Here is a 25233-nt window from a genome sequence, read left to right as displayed (position 1 = left end):
ACCCTCCAGAACATGCTGTTGGGTGAAAAAACGGGACAAGTACGGCTGTTTCCGACTATACTGCTGGGTGTATACTCCTTAACCCTTTCCACCTAGGCCCTTGGCCTATCGCCCCCAGCTGGGGGTTTTCTTTTTTTATCTGGCGAGCGCAAATTTGTTGATCCAGTTGACAATAATACGGTCTCCCTGATTCAGCTCGGTCGTAAAATGAGCTTCACTGCCATTGACCTGCATTTCCAGTTTTCCGCCCGAAATTGAGTTTTCAGCAAGATTTATATACGGAAATAGTTCCGACAAAATGGGTTTGCGCGAAAAACCTTCCACTCTGATTTCCATACCGTCTTCGATAGGCTCATCTTCCTGAATGACCCTTCCTTTGCAGTAGATCTTTGCTTCAAGCGGCGGTAAACTGAACGCTTCTCCGTTAACCGTAAAAATCATCGGTTCGGCTTCCAGCGCCAAATCCCTGATCAATATTTTTTTCTCAAGAATATCGATACGATCGTTGTTATTAATAACACAGTCTTTGGTTACAGCGTAACCATTTACGATAATCTCCATATCCGATACCAGTTCCCGGGGCTGATTGTTGACTTTGATTTTCTTTTTGTTTATTTTATTGAGATTAATGCCTTTCATGGCCAGTAAATCATAGAGCGTTTCATTCATTTTTACAAGCAGGCTGCAGCCATCCTCAAGCCAGTCTTCTTCATCTGCCGGTTTATTGTTCAGATAGATGAACGGATTGAATTCCTCTTCCTTGCCATCCCAGATAATCTTCTTCGCTGCGGGCCGGGAAATGACATCTTTGACCTGCGCTTTGGCATCTTCTCCTGAATGACCCGGCATAAAGGTGACCTCGTCACCCTGACTAAGCCTCTGATCCAGCTTGGCCGACTGGCCATTGACTGTAATCACCGCTGGACTTCCCAACTCTCCTTTAATAACCTGAATCTCACCGTTTAGCTTATAGATCAGCGCCGATCCCGGACGTCCAAAGAACGTTTTCGGCTGGATGCCTGCTGCGAGAAGCCCTTCCGCCACCGTAGCAAGCTGCAGTTCAAACAACGGAATATTCGTGTTATTTACATTGACTGCATAATAATGGAGACCTTTATTATCCAGCGCGGAAATTGCAATTCCTATCGGCGTAATGACATCCGAACCAAATAAATCTTCTTCCTGGCCGGAGACCGCGGACAACCTTTCGCGGACTTGAATGCCGATTCTACCCCGGGAAAGATTAATCACCTTTGACAAAATATCTCCCATCAAGGGAGTAAGGCTACCTCCCCCGACCATGATCACAGCCTGGGGTGAACAGCTGTTATTCAGCAGCAGGATTTCTCCGCCGATCCTTTCGGCAATCACCTGAACGGTCGGTTTAATGACATCCAGAATTTCCTGACGTGTGACAGAGGACCTGGCTCCGAAGAAATTGACGATGTCAATCAGGCTGTTTGGATTTGGATCGTTCCCGTTCAGCTGTTTTTTAATCCTTTCGCCTTCCTGAAAATCGACCAGATAATTGGAACAGATTGCTTCTGTGACCTCATCGCCGGCCATGGGCACCATTCCATAGGCAAAGAAAGTGCCTTCCTTGGTAAATGCAATATCTGCTGTCCCTGCCCCGATATCCACGAGGGCCAGATTCAGTCTTCTCATATCTCCGGGAATTGCGGCCAGTCCGGCGGCAATCGGTTCCAGCGTCAAACTGGCCATCTCAAGCCCCGCCCTTGCTAAAACTGCAATAAGGCCATCGACAACCGTTCTCGGTAAAAACGAAGAAATAACCGTGATTTCTGCTTTTTTTCCCCTCTGCCCGACCAGCGTTGTAATCTGCTGGTCTTCGAGCAGCTGCTTCACCGTACTGTATCCGACACAGTAGAATAGGATATTATCTGTCTCTTCAGCCGAGATTTTCTTCATGGCCTTTTGGACAGCTTCCATTTCCATGGCCAGGACTTCTTCCTGTTCCCAGTGTGTCGGCAGAACTTCCTCTCTCGTGACCGTCGCTGTTTCGGTACAAAGTGCCCTGCCTGCTGCAGCCACAGCCACTTTTGTCAATTTGCAGTTTAGTTTATGCTCAAGTTCATGCTTTACATAGGATACAGCTTTAGCGACTTCGTTCACATCATGAACCTGTCCGTCATACATCGCCCTTTGCGTATGTTCGGTCCGCGCACTGGCTATGACTTCATATCCCGATTCACTCTTTTGCGCCACAAGTCCAATAACGACTCTGGTGCCGATATCAAGGGCAAAAACAGTCTCCACTTCTCTTCCCACCTCGCAAAGTTATATATCGTTAAATAGCCAGCTCGTTAGCCAGCTCATAGAGCTTACGGTTAAACATTTTCTTTTCCTTAAAAGCGAGTTCCAGTGGCCTGTCCACAATCTCATTTTGGAAATGAGAGATCATCACCTCAGATTTTCCCTCCATCAGCGCTTCAATGGCCTTGCCGCCCATCATTGCTCCAAGCAAAGAATCGGCCGCCGAGGGCGCTCCTCCGCGTTGAATGTGACCGAGAATCGTCACTCGGTTTTCCAATCCGGAATATTTTTTTAAGCCTGAAGCAATTTCACGGATATCCCCTGCTCCTTCGGCACAAATAATAATACTGTGATTTTTTCCTCTCCGATATCCCCGCAGCAGTTTCTCACTGATTTCCTGAAGATCAAAAGGAATTTCGGGAGTCAGGATCGATTCGGCACCAATCGCGAGTCCTGAGTGGAGGGCAATATCTCCGCAGTTTCTGCCCATGACTTCGACAAGAAAAGTCCGTTCATGGGATGAAGCGGTATCTCTTAATTTGCTTACAGCCTCAACAACGGTGTTCACCGCCGTGTCAAAACCAATCGTTGAATCTGTGCCGGCAATGTCATTGTCAATCGTACCCGGCACGCCAATGACTTTGATACCCCATTCGGCAAGTTTTTTTGCTCCGCGGTAAGAACCATCTCCGCCAATGACCACGAGCGCTTCGATTCCTTTGGCCTTCAGCTGATCCGCGGCCTGACGCTGGCCTTCAGCTGTAAACATTTCTTCACATCTGGCAGTTTTCAGGACTGTTCCGCCGCGATGCACAATATCTGCAACTGAACCCAGCTCCATTTCTTTTATTTCACCGCGCAGAAGCCCATCATAACCATGGAAAACCCCATATACCCGGAGATCATGGTAAATGCCCTTGCGAACAACCGCCCGTATCGCGGTGTTCATTCCGGGAGCATCCCCTCCGCTGGTTAAAACTGCAACCTTGCTATCCGCGCCCATAAGATCTCTCCTTTTCAGCATTATACAGTTTTTTACATAAAGTTTCAAACAACGCCTGTTTTCTCTCCCGTATCTTTTCAGACTGATTTGTCAGACTTCCGGTGTTTTTTCGAAAATAGGACGCAATATCACGATAGGGGCACTGAAATATCTCATGCAGCAGGAGATACACCATTTGCCTTGCTTCCACAATCTCCCTTTTTTTCGTACTGCCCAGGACTTTGTCTTTTTCCAAACCGCAGCATTCACAAACGATAGAAACAACGAGATTGGCCTGTTCTCCAATGCCTGGAAAGTGAAATAATTTTTCGGACTGAGGTACATGGATTTTCTCCTCCGCAAAGTTTGCCGGCTGAATGTCTTTTTTTAGCTGTTCAGCAATCTTTACAGCCTGCTTCATATTTTTAATTCCGGAAAGAAGCGCCGACTGGCAGGGCAGGATCTCCTGAAACAAATCTCCGGTAAGACGATACGCGATGAAATGCTCGATCTCCTCGGCTGCCGGGTCCTTTAAATAGAGGAAAAATCCGCTTTTAAGCCTTGATGCAAACCGCTGGTTCAAAAAGTCAAAGTTGGGTGTACTGCCCTGATATGTAATGACCGTCTTTCCGCCTTGTGCCAGAATGGTATCTACGGTATGGAACAGTTCTTCAAGTGTTTTCTTTTTCCCTTGCAGCACATTAATATTATCAAGCAGGAAAAGGTCATTAGAACGCACAGAGCGACGAAAGCTGTTAAGGCTGCCATTTTGGGCCGCAAACGCAAATTTCTTTGAAAATTTATCTGCATCGATCAGGACAGTCTTCACCTTTTGCGGCTTCATCTTTTGCAGGATACAATTCAGTAGCTGGGTCTTGCCCAGTCCTTCCTGGCCGGCAATTATCGTAACCGGGGGCGCCTTTTGTACTTCATAATTCTCTATGTATTGAAAAGCTAATTGGTTGAACTGGCTGATAAACACTGTTTAGAATACCCCCTGCGAGAAAACTTACTCACCGATTTTTTATGTTAATGTCATGGAGGGCCACAGTTCCGCTGTGGGCGGAGCAGGATAGCTAACATAATTCAACGCGGTACCAGGGAAGAATAAGGGTTAAGGAATATATCCCTAACCCTTGCCTAGTACCATGTCAACCCTAAATCTATATATCCTGGCGGCAGATTTCTGTTAATACTGCGTTGTCGTCAATCACCATACGCTCGGTATGCCTCAATCCTCCGCCTTGTCTTAAAAGAAATCTGCTCCCCATTATATTACAGTTTTAAAGTTGACAAGGTACTAGGTTGACAATTTTAGCCATCTATCATTACGCGTGCTCTGCGGCTAATATATTTCGAGATATCTGTCGATTTCCCATTTATGCACGGCGATGCGGAAGCTGTCATATTCTTCGGTCTTTGCTGCAACAAATCGGGAATAGATGTGCTCGCCGAGGGCATCTTTGATGACTTCATCATTGCTTAATAGCGTTAAAGCCTCTTTGAGATCTCCGGGAAGCGAGTCAATCCCCATCTCTTTTCTTTGCCTGTCATCCATGGCAAAAATATTCAAATCAACGGCTTCGGGCGGGTTAAGTTTCCGTTTGATCCCATCCAGTCCGGCCTTAATCTGGACCGCTAAAGCCAGATAAGGATTGCAGGAGGGATCCGGGCTTCTTAACTCAATACGGGTTGAAGAACCCCTCTTGGCCGGAATACGTATCAGCGGACTCCGGTTGCGGCCCGACCAGGCAATATAGCAGGGCGCTTCATAGCCCGGAACGAGCCTTTTATACGAATTGACCGTAGGATTGGTAATCGCTGTGAAAGCCTTCGCATGCTCCATAATGCCGGCAATATAATGATACGCTTCGCTCGAAAGGTTCATCGGTCCTTCCTGATCATAGAAAACGTTTTTGCCATTTTTGAATAAAGACTGGTTGACATGCATTCCGGAGCCATTGATCCCAAAGATCGGTTTTGGCATAAATGTCGCATGCAGTCCGTGCCGCTGGGCAATCGTCCGGACGACAAATCTGAAGGTGACCATTTTATCAGCCATTTCCAAGGCATCGGCATATTTGAAGTCAATCTCATGCTGTCCGGGAGCAACTTCATGATGGGAGGCTTCAATTTCAAAATTCATCTGTTCCAGCGCCAGAACCATATCTCTTCTGGCACTCTCCCCTAAATCAACCGGTGTCATGTCAAAATAACCGGCTTTATCATGGGTAATCAGGGTCGGTCTGCCCTCAGTGTCGACATGGAACAGGAAAAATTCCAGCTCCGGTCCTATGTAGCATTTGAAACCCATTTCTGAGGCTTCTGCCAGTACTTTTTTTAGTGTATTGCGGGGGCAACCGTTGAATGGCGTCCCGTCAGGATTATAGACATCACAGATGAGTCTCGCTACCCCGCCTTCAGCAGGCCTCCACGGGAAGACGACAAATGTGTCAGGGTCGGGTCTTAGGTACATGTCCGACTCCTCAATACGCACAAAGCCTTCAATGGAAGAACCGTCAAACATCATTTCTCCGTCCAGGGCTTTCTCAAGTTGTTCTACCGGAATAGAGACATTCTTTAATACTCCGAAAATATCGGTAAACTGAAGTCTCATGAATTTTACGCCCTTTTCATACGCCTCTCGCAAGACATCTTCTTTCGTATAATTCAATTCTCAGCGCTCCCTTCAATTGTTTAAAACTTTTACTCCTACAGTACCATGTCAACCATAAATCTTATATTTAAAATTTTAGGATTGACATGGTTCTAAATACTTTTTCAATGCTGGGTGAATATATAACAACTGACGGCTTTCCGTAACCGCAGAAAATCTTTGAATATCCTTCCCGTCAAATTGCTGGGAAAAGAACAGTTTAATCGTCGTCCTTTCGTCGTTTGTCCGCAATTCCACCTTATCAGGATAAAATAAGTAATTATACAGTTCATCGCGCCAGCTAAGCTGTAAGTTTCCAGTGGAGATTTTGATAATGCCGAATTTTTCCACACGGATGTCCCCTATTCCAGAAAAACCCTGGGTGATATTCTCAGCTTCCACTGCCATCTGACCGGACTTAAATTTCAGGGACAGGATATGCTCAAGAATAAACCTGGCCGGAACGGAGATTTCCTCTATCATCATCGCATACGCTTTGATCTCATCCTCCCACTGGCGAATTTTTTCAGCATAAGCCGATTTGATCTCCGTTAAATTTTGGGTTTCTTTTTCTAAAAGACAATAAATCCGTTCAAAGCTTTCAAGCAGAACCTGATCATGTTGATTCAAGTGAACATCTCCACCTTATTTTGGCTTATAATCTATTCTAACCTATTCCCAATTTTTTTCACAGTCCTTTTTCGGTATATCAGAAAGTATAATTACATTCTGAAAGTTCTAAGACGATTTTACCGATAAAGTCGGGAGGTCTTTTTCTGATATCTGATAGTCTGGGACAAATCCTGAATCAGCAGCTCAATTTCTTTTGTTTCATCCTGCAGCGACCTGGCGTACACCAGCGCGATCCAGCCGCAGCGCAGCGCTTCCATATTTTTGCCTTTCTTCATCAAAAGATTGGCAAGCTTTAACATCGCTTCTCCTTTCGGCAGTTCCGGCTCGTCATAAAACCTTTTGCCGAGCAGTTTGTACAGATTCTCCTGAAACAAAGTATCCTCGTAGCGGATAAGATATGTTAATTCTTCGCTGATTTCGCCGATCTTGGAGCTGTCACCAAAGAACTGGAAATACTTCAGAGCTTCCAGATACTGTTTCTTCGCCTCCGAGTAATCCTGTTTCATAATCAACAGGATGGCCAGACTGTAATAACGCACAGCAAAGCCGAATTCGCTTCCTTGATGGTATTGAATGGACAACTCAAGGCTGCTGATTGCTTCATCCAGCAATTTCGAACATTGAAGAAGATTACTTAACATGAAATAACTTTCACTGACTTCATGATCACGGCCGTTTTTCAAATACAGCGCAACAACTCTCTGCTGCAAAAGCAGGGCTTCCGGCAGCCTGTCTTTTTCAAAGTACAAGAAGGCGATATATTGCAGCGCATTAGCCAGAGAAACCTGTTCGCCTAACCTGGCATAGATCTTCGCGGCATGATAAAATCTTTCCTGCGCCGCAATTCTCTGCCCCTGACTGTAATACATTTCTCCCAAACAGAGGCTGATCTCTGCCTCCCCACTCAGATAACCATGTTTCCGGCAGAGATTCTCGGCATGCAGAAAAGTCTCTTCTGCAGCCTGCCACTCTTTAATTTTTATATAAACCTGGCCCAGATCGGAGTACAAGGCCGCTAAACGCGGGGATGATGCTTCTCTCGGATAGTCCCTGATAGCCTGCTTATATAAATAAATGGCTTTGGCATTCTTCCCCTGGCTGAAATAAACGCTGGCCAATCCGGCCCTGGCTTCAGCAATCCCCTTATTGTTATGCAGCTGTTTGCAGCAGGCCAGTGCCCTTCGGAATCCGGCTTCGGCATCATTCAATTTGTTATTTTTCACCTGGACCGCTGCGAGCAAGCGCTGGGAAAAAGCAATAATCACCGGTATTTCCAGTGTTTCAGCCTCGATAAGGCTTATCTGCAGACTTTTTTCAGCTTCTTCAGTGTTTCCGTCACCCAAGCATTTGATTCCATTTTCCAGATACTTCCTCCATACTTCCAGTGTGGTCTCCATGGTATCCCTCCTGAATTTTCTTCAAAATATGTGAATTTTCTTCACAATACCTGAATTTTCTTTACAATATATGAGTTGGGGCAACTTCATTTGGTCTATAATATGCTATACTGAATCTAAGGGAGCAAACCGGCGCTATGAATGTTTTTGCTCTTGAAAACAATGAAGTAAATCATCCTGCAGGAGGGATTGTAATGAGCACAAAAAGCCCATCTTCAAAAAATATTCTCTGGATCATCGCCAAAGCCCTGATTTTCATACTCTGCCTTTATCTGGCCTACCTGGTTTTAAAACCGCTGCTCGGCATCATCCTGAGTATCGGCTTTTGGATTATCAAGGTTGCCGTGGTCGTTTTCATTTCTTTATTGGTATTACACCTGCTCCTCAGAATCATTTTCAAGATCGATCTGCTGGAAATCATTTTTGGGGTTCGCTGGCCAAAATAATGCCACCGCGATACACGGTGGATCATACCGGACATTTAAACTTTAAATGCTGAAAGGAGGCGTCTTTATAGACACCTCCTTTTTATATTTAACATGATTTACGGCTCCCCGGAATAAGCATGGTTCTAAGGGGGGATAAACAATGAGCGTCTTTGTGGTGAACAGAAAAAAGCTGGCGGTGGGGACCGTGATCCTGATGCTGATTGCGGTTTTGGCCGTAAACAAAGAACAGGTTGTATCCGTTGTTACCGGAAATTTAAAGCCCATTTACTCCGTCAAGACCGAAACAAAGCTGGTTGCGCTTACTTTTGATATCAGCTGGGGTGAAGAAAATGTGCAGCCGATTTTGGATATCCTAGAAAAAGAAAATATCAAGGCCACTTTCTTTCTCTCATCTCCGTGGGCCGAAACAAAACCGGAGCTAGTCAAGCGCATTGCCGCGGACGGCCACGAAATTGGCTCCCACGGGCGGCGTCATGTTGATTTAAACACCTTGACAGCTGATTCCCTCATGAAAGAGCTCGATACTTCCAAAGAAACCCTGGAACGTTTAAGCGGCCAGAAAATCAACCTGCTGCGTGCTCCGAACGGGGCCTATGACAACCAGGTCATCTTGATCGCAAACGAGAGGGGCTACAAAGTCATCCAATGGAGCGTTGATTCCCTGGATTGGAAAAGACCCGGAGCCGACGCCATCGTCAATTATGTGATGAACGGACGCTCCAAAAATAAAGGAGCCTCCCCCGGCGACGTTATCCTCTTCCACGCTTCTGATTCCGCGCCGGATACGCCCGAGGCACTCCCCACTGTTCTGAAGATGCTCAAAGCGAAGGACTATGAAATTGTGACGGTCGGCAAGCTGCTCAGCAATGCCCAAGAGAGCTGGCCGCCCGGTTCGAGCCTGTAATGAGCACTTGTATCGCGTTCTCAATTTACTCGCTAAATCTGTCGACATAACCCTCTTTACATTACAAGACTAGTATGTTAGGACTAGTCTGCGTGCCACAATACCGCTTTCGGCCGTTGTGTCCTCCTGACACAAAAGGCCGCGCTGCGCCATCCAGGCTTCGCTCGTCGCGGAACTGTGGCACGCAGACTAATCATAGGATTATTAGGAGTATCTGTGGCCCCCAGACTGATCATAGGATTATTCAAGCAGGTCTGCATGCAATAATGTAGCCCATTATTTGAGCGGGCTATTTTAAGAACGTTTTACTAGAATAACGATCCGAAATTGATGCTAGCTCCAAAAGACACTTCCATGACTCCAGATTAGATCTCCGTAATGGATGGCCGGCGCCAAGCGGAGCATGGATTGCGCAGCACGGCTTTTTGACGGCCACGGATGGCCTAATGTCGTGATGCCATGGATGGCAAGGAGCGACGTGCCACGGATGGCACAACAGCCGAAAGCGGCCATCCATTATGGAGACTAACCCGAGTAAACTAATATCTACCTTTATTCGAAAACGGGATGTACGAATCGATCTATTAATGCCCTTTCCAGCTCTGGAACCCTTCGCCGACGACCTCTGAAACATCGCCGATGGCCACAAAAGCGTCCGGGTCATATTTGTGGACAATTTCTTTGACCTGGGTCAGCTGTGCTCTATTTACGATACTGTAGACCACTCTTTTTTGAAAACGTGAATAAGCCCCTTCGGCCTGAAGATACGTTACGCCTCTGCCGACAATATTGATGATATCCTCAGCAATCTCGTCCGGCTTTTCTGTGACGACCATAACGCTCTTGGAATAGTCCAACCCGACCTGGACGAGATCGATCACTTTGGTAGCGATAAACATATAAATCATTGCATACATGGCCATTTCCGGGCTAAAGATCAGTGCAGCTCCGATAAAGACAACCGCATCGAGTATTAAGATGATCTGCCCGACACTAAATTGGATTCTTTTATTCAACACGATCGCCAGGATATCGGTACCGCCTAATGAGCCGCGACAGCGAAAGATGATGCCCATCCCGATACCGGATATAACGCCCCCGAAAATAGAGGCCAGCAGCGTATCTGTTGTTATCGGAGCCAAAACATCTGTAAACTTCAGAGCAGCAGATAATGTCCCTACGCCTAGGATACTCCAATAAAACAGCTGTCTGCCGACTGACTTGTAGCCGAGAATGAATAACGGAATATTCAGAAGGGCCACCAGAATGCTTATATTCCATTGAAACAGATAATGCAGCAGAATCGCGATTCCTGTGACTCCCCCGTCAGCAATCTGGTTGGGCAGGATCAATGTATTAATGCTGACAGCTACAATCACTGCGCCTATAATGATTCCAAAAAATCTTTTGAGAAAATGCCATGGTATTTTTTTTAGGTTCATGTTTTACCTCAAATTAATCTAGTCATCCAAGCTTTCTCCGACAATTTGCTCTAAGCTCTCTTCAACACTCTCTTCAACATTATTCTTGACAAAAAGAATTCTATTTAGTAAAGTAATGTAGCAGTTTTATTGCGCTCGTAGCTCAGGGGATAGAGTGACGGTTTCCGAGGCCGCAGGTCGTTGGTTCGAATCCAACCGGGCGCACCATTAGAAAAAATAGACATTGCAAGTGCTTGCAGTGTTTTTTTAGTATCATATATATTTTACGGCATTTTATTGTTTTCAAGCATAAAAACAGATAAATCGTTAAACCTACTATATAAAAAGGAGGATTTAACGATGAATATTCTAGAAAAAGCGACCGCCAAGAGCAATTCTATTGTTCAAAATATAATTGATCACGAACCTGCTAATTATATTGAGGCGGGTTTGCAATATCAGATTGTCTTGATGGGTCGTTTTCAAGCCTCAATTATTACCACCCTGTATAATCATGCCGAAGATCCGGAGCTCAGAGTACTGCTTAAAGATGCACGCGATGCACTGGTAGAAAGAACTGTCGAAATGAGTGAAGATTTTTTACAATCCGAGGACGTCAAGCTGCCAACCATACAGTTTCCCGAACGGTCCCTGGAAAAATACCAGGATATACCAGACCACTTGCACTTCAGTGATATGGAAATTGCGTTGCTGCTGCTGGAAATGAACAGTTCCAGCCAAATGGCCTTATTGACAGCCATTAATCAAAGCTATCACCTGGAAATTGGGAATCGTCTCCGCAAGGAGCTGAACATGGGATTTGATTGGGCTTACCGGCTGGAGCAGCTGATGCTCCAAAGAAACTGGCTTCCCAAAATTGCAAAAATCGTTCATTAACAATAACGTAAAATTCATTTTTTAGTATTCCATATACATTTAATATGCCAGCCTCAAAGAGACTGGCATTCCTTATACTTTGTGTCCTTTTCAGAATTTAATAACACTTACTCCGGAAAATATAATCGGAAAGCCGCAATGATGTCTTGCTGAACCAGCTCCGGCTCCTTTTCCCCATTGATTTCAACAACCGGTTCCCCATTTTTTTGCCACTGTTTGTACAGCTTTTGGTAATTATCAGCAACGTGCCGCAGCGTCTCGCTGTTTTCAAATATTTCGGTCTGGAATCTGCCTGCTGCTATTCTCTTGAGCGATGTTTCCGGGCTTACCTTTATGAAAAGTGTAAGGTCCGGTTTCACCGCATATTGATTGATTTCTCCAATCCAGGATTCATCATTTTTCATTCCCTGATACGCAAACGAAGACCATATATATCTGTCACAGATCACATAGTTTCCCTGCTCCAGGGCAGGAATGACCAGATTGTTGTTGTGATCAAGCCGGTCGGCAGCAAACAGCAACGCCAGACAGCTGTCATTCACGCCGTTGATCCGGCCTGAAAGTACCTGGCGGATCGTTGTCCCGAGCGGACCCTGGCTTGGTTCTCTGGTTAGAATGGTTTTTACTCCGCGTACTGTTTCAAGATATACCTTCAGACGCTCAATCTGCGTTCCTTTGCCTGATCCATCGATGCCTTCGAGCACAATGAACTTTCCTTTCACCTGCACGATCTTCAACTCCTTCAGGATTCATTGTAATCTATTTCAGCGCAAATAAAAAGATGCCTCCTCTCTGAGACATCTTTATACACTGACTGTTCGTTCGTTCATTTATCCAACCTTACTCATCACCCGAAGCTTATCAGCGAGCAGTGCAATGAATTCAGAATTGGTAGGTTTTTGACGTTCTATGTTCATCGAATATCCGAAGATCCGCTTCAGCGTTTCCATATGTCCGCGTTCCCAGGCCAGCTCAATGGCATGTCTGATGCCTCTTTCCACCCTGCTGGGAGCCGTATTGTATTTCTTAGCAATTGCCGGGTACAGTTCTTTGGTTACAGCCCCGAGTAAAGAAACATCTTCGATTACCATGAGTATTGCATCTCTGATGTATTGATATCCTTTGACATGAGCCGGAATACCGAGCTGGTGCATCATTGTCGTTACTTCTACGTTGATATTGACCCCTCTTCCGACCGACGCAACAGAGGAACAAGTCTGCAGCAGCGGTGGATTTGTGATTTCCAGATCCTGCGTCAGCGTCCTGATGCGTTTTCCCAGAATTTCCAGATCAAATGGTTTCAGGATAAAATAATCAACCCCCATGACCATGGCCTGATGCGTCAGTGTTTCATGCCCGAAAGCCGTTAATAATATGACTTTGGGTTTCCTGACTGATGTTCTAGCATTGATTCTTTCCAGGACTTCCAAACCATCAAGATTCGGCATCACAAGATCCATAATGACGAGATCCGGGTCATGTTTTTGAATCAAATCCCAAGCTTCAAGTCCATTGTAGGCTACGCCAGCAAGCTCAAAGCTATCATCCTTTGAAATATAATCCTGAAGGATCTGACATAGATTTCGATTATCCTCGGCTACAATAATCTTTACCTTTTTTGACATCTCTACATTTCCCCGCTTTATCATATTTTTCCCGGTTCGTTTTTCCGGTAGTATCATTATAAATCAGCGGAGATGTCGAATTCTTAAAAAATAAGGAACACTTTCTAATTTTGGCATTTATTGCAAAGGCCTGTCCCATCTGCAAAAAACGATATTTGAGAATTATTTTTTTTCGTTAAAATAAGCCAATTTATTTTTCGTCCTACATATTATCCCGAACTTCAAGAGAATTTCAGTGTAAATATTAAAGTTTTGTCTTGTTCTGACGAGTTACCGTATCTGCATGATGTTTCAGCTGATGATAATTGCTTCCGTCGGACAACCGTCGGCTGCTTCCTGCGCTGATTCTTCAAGAGTCTCCGGAACCTGTTCCTGACGCGTTACAGCCAATCCGTCATCATCCATTTCAAAAATGTCCGGGCAAATTGCAGGACATACTCCACATCCGATACAGGCTTCTTTTTCTACATAAGCAATCATGATGTTCACCCCAAATTATTTTTGTCAATCGTCGATTGTATTGTTCCCAAGGTGACTAAAGATATGCAAATTTTCTATTCGGGACTCATCTCTACGATTTTCAGACCATCGTCTTGTTGTTCTACTATAATCTGGTATGTAAGTACTTTTCTTTGATCAATGGATGACCCCGTCGTAATTTCAACCAAATAACTATTTTGCGCAGAAGTGTTTTGAATCTCCACGTTTTGAACACTTAAAAATGGATTATCCTGAAACATCTGCTGCAGTATGCTATTCGTAGCTTCGGCCTGTCCTGATGCCAGAGCCGAAGCAAGATCAAATTGCCTGTAATCAAGCTTTTCCCAATAATCTTCAATCACTGCCTTCGGATTTGCATAACTTTGCCCATTGGCTATTGCTGAAACTGCAGTATTCGGATTCTGCCACCATACAATGACGCCAATAAAAAAAATACTGCAGACAAGTATAAAAAAATGACGGTTCAATAACATAATTTCCCTCCTAAACCTTTTACTATAATATAGGAGGGAAATTGGAAATTCATGACACCCGGCAATTATTTGTTGAAGATTTTTTTCAGAAGATTAAGTACGGACTGAGGCAGCTTGATATAGTACATTTTCATAGGATTTTTCCTCCTTCCAGCACTGCTGTCTTGAGAATAATTTATGCGGCAGCCTGATTTTATACGACGTGGTAATTTTTGACAGCATCTTCAAGCTGTTTGACTAGTTCGATTTCCTCCGCAGTTTTTGCCGTGAAATAAAGTTTTCCTACGATTGACGTCAGCATTTTCAAAACATCTTCAAAGGTCAGTTTATCTGTGAGCGCCAATTTTTCACTTGTTTCAATCATGGCAATTCCAAATTGATGTCCGACACCGTCTTTCATCATCTTCGTACAGGATTTTCCCAACAGTTTCATGACAAGTGCAGCTTCCTGCGTATCGAGCTGCCGTACGGCATCAATGGTGGTATAAAATCCCTGGACGATCCTGACGCCAACATTGGACCAATCTACCGGCTGAACCATTTCCATTCCTCCTCAAAAAAATAACCTGTGCCTTACTATATGCACAGGTTAGATGAGGGGTGAAATCAGTTCCCGAATATTCTGCGTCTTTACGCTCTTGAATTGCCGATTACGGGTACCTGAACCGATGAAACCTTTTGGAGGACGCGCTCCGAACTTCCCTGATAGAAAGAAGTAATCGGCAGGGCCTGCAGAAAATATCGGCCATACCTTTTTTTGATAATCCGGTCATCCAGAACAATCACGACTCCTTTATCCTCTCTCGTTCGAATCAAACGTCCAAAACCCTGCTTGAAGCGGATAATTGCTTCAGGCAAATTTAACGCATAAAACGGATCAAGTCCCTGACTTTCCAACAGGCGGGCCTTCGCTTCCAGAATGGGCGTATCCGGCGGCCAAAACGGCAGTCTGACCATGATGACACAGCGCAGCATGTCCCCGGGAAGATCGATGCCTTCCCAAAAGCTGTTCGTTCCAAGCAGGACACTGCTGTTGTTCTGCATAAACTCCTGCAGAAGGTCTTCCCTGGTGCCGTCAATCCCCTGGGCCAGCACATTCAGGTACTGGCAGCATTCTTCATCCCCCAACAAGTGGTATACCCGCTGCAAATACCGGTGGGAAGTAAATAATACCAGTGTACCTCCATTCATCTCTTCGGCAATTCTCCCAATAAATGAAGCAGTCTTTTCTGCGAGCCTATCCTCCGGTAGATTTACAGATAAATCATTGACGACACAGAAAACCATTTGTTTTTCATAATCAAACGGTGAATCCAGCTTCAGGCTGATATAGTCCTCTACTCCGATATCCCTGGTCAAATACGTAAAATCCTCACCGACACTTAAGGTGGCAGAAGTTAAAATCGTACAATTATTTTTACTGAATATTTTTTTATTTAATACCGGAGCAACATTGATCAGCGTGTTTTTCAAATAGACTGTGTTGCTTTTTTCGAGATAGGTTACACGTTCCTCCTCACCTTTACTAACGATCTTGCCAAATCCGTCAACGATTTGGGCAATATCACTTTTTATTCTGCTAATCTCATATCTGGTTTCTTCTAGCTGCTCACTTTCAAGAGCCAGAAAGGCATTAATTCTATCCAGCACCTCCACAATGCCTTTGAACCTGATGATCAGATTTTCCGAGGCCAGCAGGATCATCTGCAGGATATCTTCGCCGACCTTCTCTGGGTCTAAGCGAAGACTGAACTGTCGGCCAAGCACGCTTTGCAGCATGCTGAAAAGTTCCTGGGCCTGATCCGCAGCCGCCCTGCAGCGATCCGGAATCTCTTCAAGATTGCTTTTGAAATAGGTCCAGTTGAAGGCAGGGAAGACCTCTGCCCAAACAGCATGATTTCTTTTCAGATAAGCGAATAGATTGCCTTTCCCACCATAGATACTGTCCGTCAGCCGCAGCATCTGTTCGAGGCAAATTTCAAATCCAAGTTGCTTGAGCGCAGTCTGGTAAATATTATGCGCTTCATCAATGATAAGATTGCTGTATTCCGGCAGAATCTTATAATTCGTTTTGATGTCGGCAAGGAGCAAGGAGTGATTAATCACAAGAACATCAGCAGCCTCGGCTCTCTTCCTGGCATTATAAAGGTAACAACGTGAAGTAAAGGAACACTCTCCGGGTTGACAGGCCGGATTATCCGCGCCAAATTTTCGATAAGTCGGAACGAAGCTTTGATTATTCGGCAGTTCTCCAAAATCCCCGGTTTTCGTTTCAGAAGCCCAGGAAAAGAATGCGGCCTGCCGGAGTTGTTCATCATGGGTTGTATCATCCGTAAACAGCGATTCCTGATAAAGGCATTTCAGACATAAATAATTGCTCTTACCCTTAAGCAGTGCTGTTTCAAATGGGAAAGGCAGGATCTTCTGCAGCAGCGGAAGGTCTTTGCTGAAGAGCTGCTCCTGCAAAGTGATGGTGTGGGTCGCAACAATCACCTTCTGCTGATGCCTTTTGGACCACCAGAGTGCCGGAATCAGATAGGCAAGCGTTTTCCCTGTTCCTGTACCGGCTTCAATCACAACATCTGTCGCTTCGGTAAACCCTTTCAGGATCTCAGCGGCCATGACGGTTTGAATCTCTCTGTTTTCAAACCCCGGAATATTGCTGGCGAGTAAGCCGTCCTGGCCGAAACACTGCACAGCCCAAGCCGGCGAATCAGGAATTTCAGCCAAATCATCCGTACCGGGGCTAAAAAGATTTTGTGTCGTCTCTCCCTGATAAGGTGCAGTACGGATGGGTCTGTCCGGATACGTCCGCACGATTTCTTTTTTCAATTCGGTTAGTACAGGCTGACAAGAAAGGCCTTTTGTATATTCTTCCAGCTTGCTCAAGAAGCCCAGATCAGCCTTCAGCCCCTTTTCCCAGCACTGCAGAAGCAGGTCATGGGTCAGCCGGACTCTTTTCTGGGCCGTAGATATAAACATGTAATGTTTCTTTGTCTTAAGTTTATCGGTTATTTCCTCTAAACTTTGCTGGCTGACTGCCGGGAAAAACACTGCGGCAAGTTCCTGAACCTCAATCACGTTCTGGTTCAGATTAATTTCAAAATATTTTTTCAAATCCGGCAGGATTTTCTTATGCTCATAAACGAATATAAGGGCATCATGGGTAAAATCTTCAAGACTTTTTTTATGCTGCTCCATTCTGCTTGGGGCTTCACCTTCGCCTTGGAACGAAAATACCAGATACTTTGGGAATACCCCTTTTCCCAAGCGCAGAGCTGCCAGGTACCCACGTTCTGAGGGAGTACCCGGACGTATTAGAGATAGGATTACACAAGCCTGATTCAATCAGCCAAGCTCCCTTCAAAAAAAATATACGCACTTAACAATAAATCATAACATTCCTAATAAACTAAATACAGAGAAGATCATAAAGAAACTTGATTGGTGCCAAATCAATCAAATCATACGAATTTCAGGAGGAAAAGGATGAAGCCAATCTATTTGCGAACGGATTTCCCCGACGGCCGCTCTCACATCCTGATCAGGGATCTCACCTCAGCGAATACGGAACTGCATCACTTTATTTTATTTTTGACCAATAAGGGGAAGCTCTGGATCGATGTTTTTTGGCCGTATGACGAGGAATCCGAAAAGTATACGGTCAGTATCTCCGAAGAAAAATTCTGGCATACTTTCCGGGAATGGCGTCTGCATGGACTTGTGCTGGGCAGCAATGAACGCGTGGCTGAAATATTTGCCCAGAGGCATTTGAATAAAAGGACTAAACCAAAATCAGTTTAAGGCGTATCCTTCTTCGTCCCCTTCATTTTATCCAAGCGATAAATAAAAGCCAGTACTTCAGCAACCGCCTGATAGAGCTCAGGCGGTATTTCCTTGGACATCTCTACCTGCATCAAGGCTTCTACAAGGGTGTCGTCATTTTGGACCGGAATGCCCTGCTCTTCCGCCAATTCGATTATTTTTTGGGCCATATGCCCTTCCCCTTTGGCGACAATCCTCGGAGCACCAACATGATCATAGGCCAGGGCAGCAGCTTTTTTCATATTTTGTTTTTTACTATTTGGACTTTCCCTTTTCATCCTTTGATATCCACCCCTGAAAAGTTTTTTCCGGCCAGGAAATGCGCAAACTGGGGGAATTCATCGTAGGTCTTCAGTGATAGTTTTTCTAAAGATAAGCCAATATCCGCGAAGTTCTGCTTGATTTGATCATAGAGATCTTCAATGAGCGGATTCAACTCCTCGGGATGATCGTTTAAGAGGCAGATATGCAGTTTGTTGTCGTAAAGCGTAAGGTCGGCTCCGAGCAGGTCAAGATGTTCCGTCTCGACCTGCAGCGCCAGATGGCAGTGTTCAATATCCACTTTATGGCCTTTGCGGGAACTCTCCACTGCAAGCGAACAATCATAGATTTCACTGTTATTCTGCAGCGGGATATGCATAAGCAAATAGGCGGCATTTTCTTTATTCCCGGTCTGGATCCAGATCTGCTGTCCGGTAATCTCATCCAGAAAACCCTTCAGCGCGCTTCTTTCCGGAGAGGCAGAATCTTCAGCCAGCGCGTTTAAGAGCATTGTTTTTACATTTTCCGTTTGTTCTGCTTCCTGACCGGCATTATTCTTTAATTTGAGCAGCAGCTGATTCTCGTGCTCAAGACCGAGGCTTTTGAAATAATGCAGGATATTTTCAAACTGCTCGCCACTGGTATCCTCCCACTTCGGGATGATCTTCCAGAGCAGGTCTGCAAGCGTACTGAGCGGAGATTTCTGATCTACTGGACTTTGACTCGTTGAACTTTGATTTGTTAAGTCCTGATTTGCAGCATTCTGATCCGCTAGCATCGTTTTAAGAACACCGCTGTTTTGCTGATTCAGATATTTCGCCAGGATGACGGATATCTCTGGAGTCAGGTTGATTCCCCTGTTTAGAATCGTTGTGATCTGCTCCGAGGTCAACCGAAGAGCTTGTCCGGCTGCCTGGCTGGATACCCGCCCTGCGCCGGCATTTGTCTCCTGCGGCGCTGTTCCGAAAGCTGTCTTGCTTAATAAATTACCCTGGCTTTTTCCTTCCCGTAAAATCGTCCACAGCTTATCAGCGGCCTGGTATAGTATTTCAGGCGGAGCACTCTTGCTGCCTGCTGCCGTGTTCTGATTGACCATGCTGTTGACCAGAAAGTCCGCTTCCTCGGCTGAAAGGCCAAATCCTTTGGTTATCATTGAAGACAGTTGTTCCGCAGACAAGCTGCTCAACTGGCCGTTGCTCTGACTAACCCGGCTCAAAACAATGCCTTCCGTATTGACCTCTTTGACAACCGCCAGAAATCTTTCACCTTCCAGAAACTGCGGTTCCAGCTGGGCTTTAATTTTTTGCCCGGAAATGGAGATCAGTCCCTCCTGATTTCCATTTCTGCTGATGATTTCCACCGGAAGAAGCTGTCCGGTTTTCAATTGTGTAAAATCTATCAAAGGAGAAATCTTGCCAATACTCTGGATATTGTTTATGATCATTAGAGACTCCCTCGCAGAAAAAATCTACCAAATAAAATGATAACAAAAATTATCGTAGTCTAGAATTAAAGGAATGATTGTGTTGAGTATTTTTGAAATGATTATGCTGCTATGTTTTGGTTCGGCCTGGCCTTTTTCGATCTACTCGTCCTACAAGGCCAGAACAGCGAAAGGAAAAAGTCTGTTTTTCCTGGTTGTATTACTTATCGGCTATTTATCCGGCATCCTGCACAAGATGATTTATTCGTTCGATTATGTCATTATACTATATATCCTGAATTTTTGCCTGATCGCAGTTGATACGGGGCTTTATTTTAGGAATAAACGGTTGGATACTTTAAGAAATATTGAATAATCCGGGGGAAGTCTGCATGCCACAATACCCGCGTGCCATGGATGGCACAATCCTTAAAAAGTCCGCGCTTCTACATCGTGCTCCGCTCGCAGCGGAACTGTGGCACGCAGACTGATCTCATGCTTAAAGCACGTTTGTTATGTAATATCCCGTTCATTTATGTAGTAGAATATTGAATGTCTTAATTGTAGGTTAAAAACATCTTATTTGGATATAAGACAAAAATAAATATTAATAGGAGATATTGTGATGAATAATGAATTTAAGCTAGTGAAACCTGAGCAGTTAACGGATAACCCCTTTAAACTGGTCGGAAAGGACTGGATGCTGATCACAGCGGGAAATATGGAAAAGTATAATATGATGACAGCCAGTTGGGGTGGATTCGGTGTTTTGTGGAATAAGAAGGTATGCTTTTGTTTCGTCCGGCCTTCGCGTTATACCTATCAGTTTATGGAAGAAAATGATACTTTTACGCTTTCGTTTTTTGAAGAAGACTATCGAAAGGCTTTATCTTTCTGCGGAGCAAATTCCGGAAGAGATGTGAACAAAGCTTCCGCTACGGGGATTACACCCGTTGAAAGCCCATTTGGATCCGTCTATTTTAAGGAAGCTAGACTGGTTATGGAATGTAAAAAACTCTATTATCAGGATTTGGACCCGAGCCATTTTCTTGATCCGGCAATTGAAAGCAACTATAAGCAGGACGATTATCACCGTGTTTATATAGGTGAAATCATCCAATGTTATGCTAAAAATTGAATTTAACTCAATGAGGCGCTTCAATTATCAGGGGCGTCATATCTTTTTCTGGGGTGTTGTAGCCTCGTACAGCGCGAAATGCGCCGCTCACACGTGAGTCGTTAAACAATCCAGTGGAATATTTAACAACTCACCATCTCGCAAACAAGAATCCTCGCTAACATGTCAAAAACTCTGGGCTTTACAATAAGTCATCGCGCCTTGCCATCCATGGCACCGCGACAGTAGGCCATCCGTGGCCTGAAACCGTTGACATGTCTTAACGCGAGGATTCCTTTATGTCTTACATAAAAGGCCTATCCCAAAATCGCCACCGGTGGCGATTTTGGGATAGGCCTGGCCGTATATCTTTCTAATTACAATTTCGCTTCAATAGCCTTTACAAGATCTGGTTTCCCTCTGAAGCCAACGATCTTATCAACGATTTCACCGTTTTTAATCAGCAGCAGTGTCGGGATACTCATTACGCCGTATTTCTGGGAGATTTCCCCCTGCTCATCGACGTTTAATTTGCCGACGGTTACTTTTCCGGCATATTCATCTGCCAGTTCTTCCACCACAGGAGCTATCATTCTGCAAGGTCCGCACCAGGCAGCCCAAAAATCGACCAATACCAGCTGGCTTGAACTGAGTACGTCACTCTGCCAATTCTCAGCAGTAAATGTTTTGACATTAACACCTGCCATCTTAAATCCCTCCGTTTCTTAACGTCACCATAGAAAAAGACTTTTGTTTGTCCGCAAGATTAATGGACAAACCGATTCAACAGAACAATCAGATCATCCAGGGCTTTATCATTTTCCGTTTCGAGCGCATCTTTCAAGCAGGTTCTGGAGTGCTCTTCAAAAATCATAATGCCAACTTTATTGATTGCTGCCTTGACTGCCGCAACTTGAACCAGAATATCAGAACAGCATTTTTCTTCATCAAGCATACGCTGCAATCCTTTGACCTGTCCCTCAATCCGTTTCAATCGGATCATAATATCGTTTCCCGGCCCACTTTTTTTCTTTGGTTCCATCTTACCCCTCGCCTCTATACCCCACAGGGGTATTCTCCAAGATTATTATATGGTCAGTCTGGTTATTCTGTCAAGAGGCTTTGCAGGATATTTCGGTATATCTCAGGATATTCAAGATATTGCATACACTTTGCCGGATATGAAATATATTATGCCTGTTTTTTATGAATAATAAACCGGCAAAGCCCTTATCGAAAGTTCTATTAATGAGATAAGATGAATTAAATTGAATTGATGGGGAATTATTGATGAATGATTAATTAGAAGGCTGTTTTGCTTTCAAGTCCAGTTTAATATGAAGCTCTTTGAGTTGGCTGTCCACGACCGGTGAAGGCGCCTGAGTCAGCAGACATGAAGCACTCTGGGTCTTCGGAAATGCGATGACATCGCGGATGTTGTCCCGTCCGGAAAGAATCATCGTAATTCTATCCAGCCCAAACGCAATTCCCCCATGGGGCGGTGTGCCATATTCGAACGCTTCAAGCAGATAGCCAAATTTTTCTTTAGCCTCTTCACTGCTCAAACCAATCAGGTCAAAGATTTTTTCCTGAACATCCCTTTGGTGAATCCGGATGCTTCCTCCACCGAGTTCCATTCCGTTCAGGACCATGTCATAAGCCTTTGCTCTTACCTTCAGCGGATCGGAATCCAGGAGGGCAATATCTTCATTCATCGGACTGGTAAACATATGGTGAATCGCCACATAGCGTTTTTCTTCTTCATCATATTCAAAGAGCGGGAATTCCGTAACCCAAAGACAGTTAATCACATCTTCCCGAATAAGCTCCATTCGTTTGGCCAGCTCTAGTCTTAAGTTTCCAAGCGCATTATGAACGACGGATTCCTTATCGGCAACGAAGAATAGGATATCTCCGGTTTCTGCTCCCATCGCGGCCAACAGCGCGTTAATTTCCTGTTCGGTGAAGAACTTCAGAATCGGTGATTTCATTCCTTCGGGATCCATCACGATGTAGGCAAGTCCTTTCGCGCCGTAAATGCTGACAAATTTGGTTAGCGCGTCAATTTCTCTCCGCGGCATGCCGGCACAGCCTTTGGCGCAGATCCCCTTAACCCTGCCTCCCTTCGCGATAACGTCGGCAAATACTTTAAATCCGGAATCTTTGACAACCGGAGCCACGTCAATCAGTTCCATGGCAAAGCGGGTATCCGGTTTGTCCGAACCATAGCGTTCCATCGCCTCCTGATAGGTCAGCCGCGGAATGGGAAGCGTAATCTCAATACCTTTGACTTCCCTGAATATCTTGGCAATCAGGTTCTCCATCATCGGCAGAAGGTCTTCAATCTCAATAAAGGACATCTCCAAATCGAGCTGGGTAAATTCCGGCTGGCGGTCCGCGCGCAAGTCTTCATCGCGGAAACAGCGGGCGATCTGAAAATATTTTTCCATGCCAGCGACCATCAACAACTGTTTAAAGATCTGCGGTGATTGGGGCAGCCCATAAAATGTTCCCTGATTCACGCGGCTGGGCACGAGATAGTCTCTGGCCCCTTCCGGCGTTGACTTAGCTAAAATCGGCGTTTCAATTTCCAGGAACCCCTCACTGTCCAGAAAATCACGCATGATTTTCGTGACCCTGTGTCTGATCTTAAAGATGTTCTGCATTTCGGTCCGGCGGAGATCGAGATAGCGGTGTTTCAGCCTGACACTTTCATCGACATCCACATTGTCCTGGATATAGAAAGGCGGAGTTTTCGCTTTATTGAGTATTTCCAGGTTTTCGATCACAACTTCAATTTCTCCGGTAACCATATTCGGATTTTCTGAACCTTCAGGTCTCACCCGGACGAGACCTTCGGCCTTTATCACATACTCCGAGCGGAGCTTCTCAGCCTGATTAAAAGCGTTTGCAGGCATATCCGGATTGAAGACAATCTGGACAATGCCGGACCTGTCGCGCAAATCAACAAAAATGACGCCTCCATGGTCTCTTCTGGTTTGAATCCAACCCAACAATTTGACTTTTTCACCTGCGTTTTTCCTGTTCAGCGTACCCGCTCCGATTCTTTCTGCTAACATGGACATCCTCCTACTTTTACATTTCGCATTTCGTATGATTCAACAAAAAAGCTTTGATTTGATCCAGCGGGATTTCCTGTTGATCTCCCAGCCGCATATCGCGGACAATCACCATTTTTTGGGACAGTTCATCGTCACCCAATATTAATACATAGCGGGCCTGTTCCCTGTCTGCATATTTAAGCTGACCTTTAAGTCCTTTTCCAAGAAGGTCCATAACTGCCGGCAGCCCGGCCTGCCGAAGATCACCTAAAAGCCTGAACCCTTCCTGTCTGGCCGCCTCACCCAGAGCTGCAATCACGACCGGCGCTTCAATCTCAGGCATCATCTCAACATTCTGCTTTTCCATGACGCTCAGGATACGTTCCAGTCCCATGGCAAAACCAATTCCCGGTGTGGCCGGCCCGCCAATTTCCTGGACAAGTCCGTCATAACGCCCGCCTCCGCAAATCGCGTTCTGGGCGCCGATACCTTCAGCCGTGATTTCAAAGGCCGTTTTTTGATAATAATCCAGCCCGCGAACCATTCTGGGATTAATCTGATACGCAACCCCAGCGATTTTTAAATATTCCTGAATCTTCGCGAAATGTTCCGCACAGTCTACACAGAGCGTATCCAGGGTCGTCGGAGCATTCTCCGTCAGCTTTTGACAGGAACTGTTCTTACAGTCTAAAATCCGCATCGGATTTTTGGTAAAGCGGTTTTGGCAATCCGGACAAAGATCATCCTTGCGTTCCTGCAGAAACTCCTGCAGCCTAATCCTGTGCTCAGCCCGGCACGTCGGACAACCCACGGAATTGATCTCAACGACGAGTCCCTTAAGGCCGATTCTGCCAAAAAAATCCCAGATCAGACAGATGATTTCGGCATCGACAAGCGGATCCTCTCCACCGAGCACCTCTGCTCCGAACTGGTGGAATTGCCGGAAGCGTCCGGCTTGGGACTTCTCATAGCGGAACATCGGGCCGAGGTAATACATTTTGACGGGCTGCTGCAGCGCATAAAGCTTGTCCTCGGTATACGCCCTGCAGACGGAAGCCGTCCCTTCCGGACGCAGCGTGATGGATCTCTGCCCTTTATCCATAAAGGTATACATTTCTTTATTGACAATATCCGTTGTCTCTCCGACGCCGCGCTGAAAAAGTTCGGTCGCCTCAAAGACCGGTGTTCTGATTTCTTTATATCCATACTCGGAACAAATCTTCCGGATTTGTTCTTCGAGAAACTGCCACTTTTCTACGGTACCCGGAATGATATCCTGTGTACCTTTCGGCCGTTGAATCGACATGATACTTCCTCCTGCACAACGGTAGAT

Annotated in this window: 25 protein-coding genes and 1 tRNA gene; 7 read left to right on the top strand and 19 right to left on the bottom strand. The window is 45.3% G+C overall.

The genetic code is table 11. The features are described from left to right. Window positions 1-135: 135 nt before the first annotated feature. From NC238_07210 to NC238_07185, 6 genes are all read right to left on the bottom strand, one after another. Window positions 136-2277 (bottom strand): rod shape-determining protein, encoded by a 2142-nt coding sequence (locus NC238_07210; protein ID MCM1565728.1) that lies wholly within the window; start codon window positions 2275-2277, stop codon window positions 136-138. Window positions 2278-2308: 31 nt separating this feature from the next. Continuing rightward, window positions 2309-3277, bottom strand: a complete 969-nt coding sequence (gene pfkA / locus NC238_07205) for a 6-phosphofructokinase (GenBank protein ID MCM1565727.1) — start codon at window positions 3275-3277, stop codon at window positions 2309-2311. Further along, complete coding sequence (locus NC238_07200; protein MCM1565726.1) at window positions 3264-4238, bottom strand: DnaA/Hda family protein; 975 nt, start codon at window positions 4236-4238, stop codon at window positions 3264-3266. Before NC238_07200 ends, pfkA begins: the two co-directional genes overlap by 14 nt. Before the next feature lie 363 nt (window positions 4239-4601). Further along, the gene (gene glnA, locus NC238_07195; GenBank protein ID MCM1565725.1) at window positions 4602-5930 is read right to left on the bottom strand and encodes a type I glutamate--ammonia ligase; all 1329 of its coding nucleotides are present in this window, start codon (window positions 5928-5930) and stop codon (window positions 4602-4604) included. Window positions 5931-6008: 78 nt separating this feature from the next. Beyond that, on the bottom strand, window positions 6009-6542 hold the full coding sequence (locus tag NC238_07190) for a hypothetical protein (GenBank protein MCM1565724.1): 534 nt from the start codon (window positions 6540-6542) through the stop codon (window positions 6009-6011). A gap of 119 nt (window positions 6543-6661) precedes the next feature. After that, window positions 6662-7942, bottom strand: a complete 1281-nt coding sequence (locus NC238_07185) for a tetratricopeptide repeat protein (protein MCM1565723.1) — start codon at window positions 7940-7942, stop codon at window positions 6662-6664. A gap of 194 nt (window positions 7943-8136) precedes the next feature. Between NC238_07185 and NC238_07180 the strand changes: the two genes are divergently transcribed. Next, entirely contained in the window at window positions 8137-8388 is a 252-nt protein-coding gene (locus tag NC238_07180) for a hypothetical protein (GenBank protein MCM1565722.1), read from the top strand. 142 nt (window positions 8389-8530) lie between these two features. Then, on the top strand, window positions 8531-9295 hold the full coding sequence (gene pdaB / locus NC238_07175) for a polysaccharide deacetylase family sporulation protein PdaB (protein ID MCM1565721.1): 765 nt from the start codon (window positions 8531-8533) through the stop codon (window positions 9293-9295). 584 nt (window positions 9296-9879) lie between these two features. Here the strand turns inward: pdaB and NC238_07170 are convergent. Beyond that, on the bottom strand, window positions 9880-10737 hold the full coding sequence (locus NC238_07170) for a YitT family protein (GenBank protein ID MCM1565720.1): 858 nt from the start codon (window positions 10735-10737) through the stop codon (window positions 9880-9882). Window positions 10738-10868: 131 nt separating this feature from the next. Here NC238_07170 and NC238_07165 point away from each other — a divergent pair. Continuing rightward, window positions 10869-10944 (top strand) — tRNA-Arg (locus NC238_07165). A 132-nt stretch (window positions 10945-11076) separates the two neighbouring features. Next, window positions 11077-11613 carry a spore coat protein gene (locus NC238_07160; protein MCM1565719.1) on the top strand — a complete coding sequence of 179 codons (537 nt, stop codon included), beginning with the start codon at window positions 11077-11079 and terminating at the stop codon, window positions 11611-11613. Window positions 11614-11720: 107 nt separating this feature from the next. On the opposite strand, the gene tmk is transcribed toward NC238_07160, so the two are convergent. The 6 genes from tmk to NC238_07130 all read right to left on the bottom strand — a co-directional run bounded on the left by tmk (window position 11721) and on the right by NC238_07130 (window position 17560). Further along, entirely contained in the window at window positions 11721-12341 is a 621-nt protein-coding gene (tmk, locus tag NC238_07155) for a dTMP kinase (protein ID MCM1565718.1), read from the bottom strand. 102 nt (window positions 12342-12443) lie between these two features. Next, window positions 12444-13238, bottom strand: coding sequence for a sporulation transcription factor Spo0A (spo0A, locus tag NC238_07150; protein MCM1565717.1), 795 nt, complete (start codon window positions 13236-13238; stop codon window positions 12444-12446). Between the two features lie 291 nt (window positions 13239-13529). Beyond that, window positions 13530-13718, bottom strand: coding sequence for a ferredoxin (locus tag NC238_07145; GenBank protein MCM1565716.1), 189 nt, complete (start codon window positions 13716-13718; stop codon window positions 13530-13532). A gap of 74 nt (window positions 13719-13792) precedes the next feature. Then, window positions 13793-14212, bottom strand: a complete 420-nt coding sequence (locus NC238_07140) for a hypothetical protein (GenBank protein ID MCM1565715.1) — start codon at window positions 14210-14212, stop codon at window positions 13793-13795. Between the two features lie 193 nt (window positions 14213-14405). Next, window positions 14406-14759 (bottom strand): recombinase, encoded by a 354-nt coding sequence (locus tag NC238_07135; GenBank protein ID MCM1565714.1) that lies wholly within the window; start codon window positions 14757-14759, stop codon window positions 14406-14408. A gap of 83 nt (window positions 14760-14842) precedes the next feature. Next, entirely contained in the window at window positions 14843-17560 is a 2718-nt protein-coding gene (locus NC238_07130) for a DEAD/DEAH box helicase (GenBank protein MCM1565713.1), read from the bottom strand. Window positions 17561-17701: 141 nt separating this feature from the next. On the opposite strand from NC238_07130, the gene NC238_07125 reads away from it, so the two are divergent. Next, window positions 17702-18016, top strand: coding sequence for a hypothetical protein (locus tag NC238_07125; GenBank protein MCM1565712.1), 315 nt, complete (start codon window positions 17702-17704; stop codon window positions 18014-18016). On the opposite strand, the gene NC238_07120 is transcribed toward NC238_07125, so the two are convergent. Further along, window positions 18013-18315 (bottom strand): EscU/YscU/HrcU family type III secretion system export apparatus switch protein, encoded by a 303-nt coding sequence (locus NC238_07120; GenBank protein ID MCM1565711.1) that lies wholly within the window; start codon window positions 18313-18315, stop codon window positions 18013-18015. The two genes, NC238_07125 and NC238_07120, sit on opposite strands and share 4 nt — an antisense overlap. After that, complete coding sequence (locus NC238_07115; GenBank protein ID MCM1565710.1) at window positions 18312-19742, bottom strand: hypothetical protein; 1431 nt, start codon at window positions 19740-19742, stop codon at window positions 18312-18314. The genes NC238_07120 and NC238_07115 overlap by 4 nt, the downstream gene beginning before the upstream one ends. Window positions 19743-19824: 82 nt before the next feature. Here NC238_07115 and NC238_07110 point away from each other — a divergent pair, with 82 nt between their 5' ends. Together NC238_07110 and NC238_07105 are read left to right on the top strand one after the other, a co-directional pair. Continuing rightward, window positions 19825-20097: a hypothetical protein gene (locus tag NC238_07110; protein ID MCM1565709.1), complete on the top strand. Its 273-nt coding sequence runs from the start codon at window positions 19825-19827 to the stop codon at window positions 20095-20097. A 249-nt stretch (window positions 20098-20346) separates the two neighbouring features. Continuing rightward, window positions 20347-20859 (top strand): flavin reductase family protein, encoded by a 513-nt coding sequence (locus NC238_07105; protein ID MCM1565708.1) that lies wholly within the window; start codon window positions 20347-20349, stop codon window positions 20857-20859. 356 nt (window positions 20860-21215) lie between these two features. On the opposite strand, the gene trxA is transcribed toward NC238_07105, so the two are convergent. The 4 genes from trxA to hisS form a co-directional block, all read right to left on the bottom strand. Next, window positions 21216-21545, bottom strand: coding sequence for a thioredoxin (gene trxA / locus NC238_07100; GenBank protein MCM1565707.1), 330 nt, complete (start codon window positions 21543-21545; stop codon window positions 21216-21218). A gap of 59 nt (window positions 21546-21604) precedes the next feature. Next, window positions 21605-21880, bottom strand: a complete 276-nt coding sequence (locus NC238_07095; protein ID MCM1565706.1) for a metal-sensitive transcriptional regulator — start codon at window positions 21878-21880, stop codon at window positions 21605-21607. 256 nt (window positions 21881-22136) lie between these two features. Further along, window positions 22137-23924: an aspartate--tRNA ligase gene (gene aspS / locus NC238_07090; GenBank protein ID MCM1565705.1), complete on the bottom strand. Its 1788-nt coding sequence runs from the start codon at window positions 23922-23924 to the stop codon at window positions 22137-22139. Window positions 23925-23934: 10 nt separating this feature from the next. Then, window positions 23935-25206 carry a histidine--tRNA ligase gene (gene hisS, locus NC238_07085; protein MCM1565704.1) on the bottom strand — a complete coding sequence of 424 codons (1272 nt, stop codon included), beginning with the start codon at window positions 25204-25206 and terminating at the stop codon, window positions 23935-23937. Window positions 25207-25233: the final 27 nt, after the last annotated feature.

The sequence above is a fragment of the Dehalobacter sp. genome, assembly GCA_023667845.1.
Classification (GTDB): domain Bacteria; phylum Bacillota; class Desulfitobacteriia; order Desulfitobacteriales; family Syntrophobotulaceae; genus Dehalobacter.
Note: the sequence above shows the minus strand (reverse complement) of the source record. Positions and strands in the feature narration are given on the sequence as shown.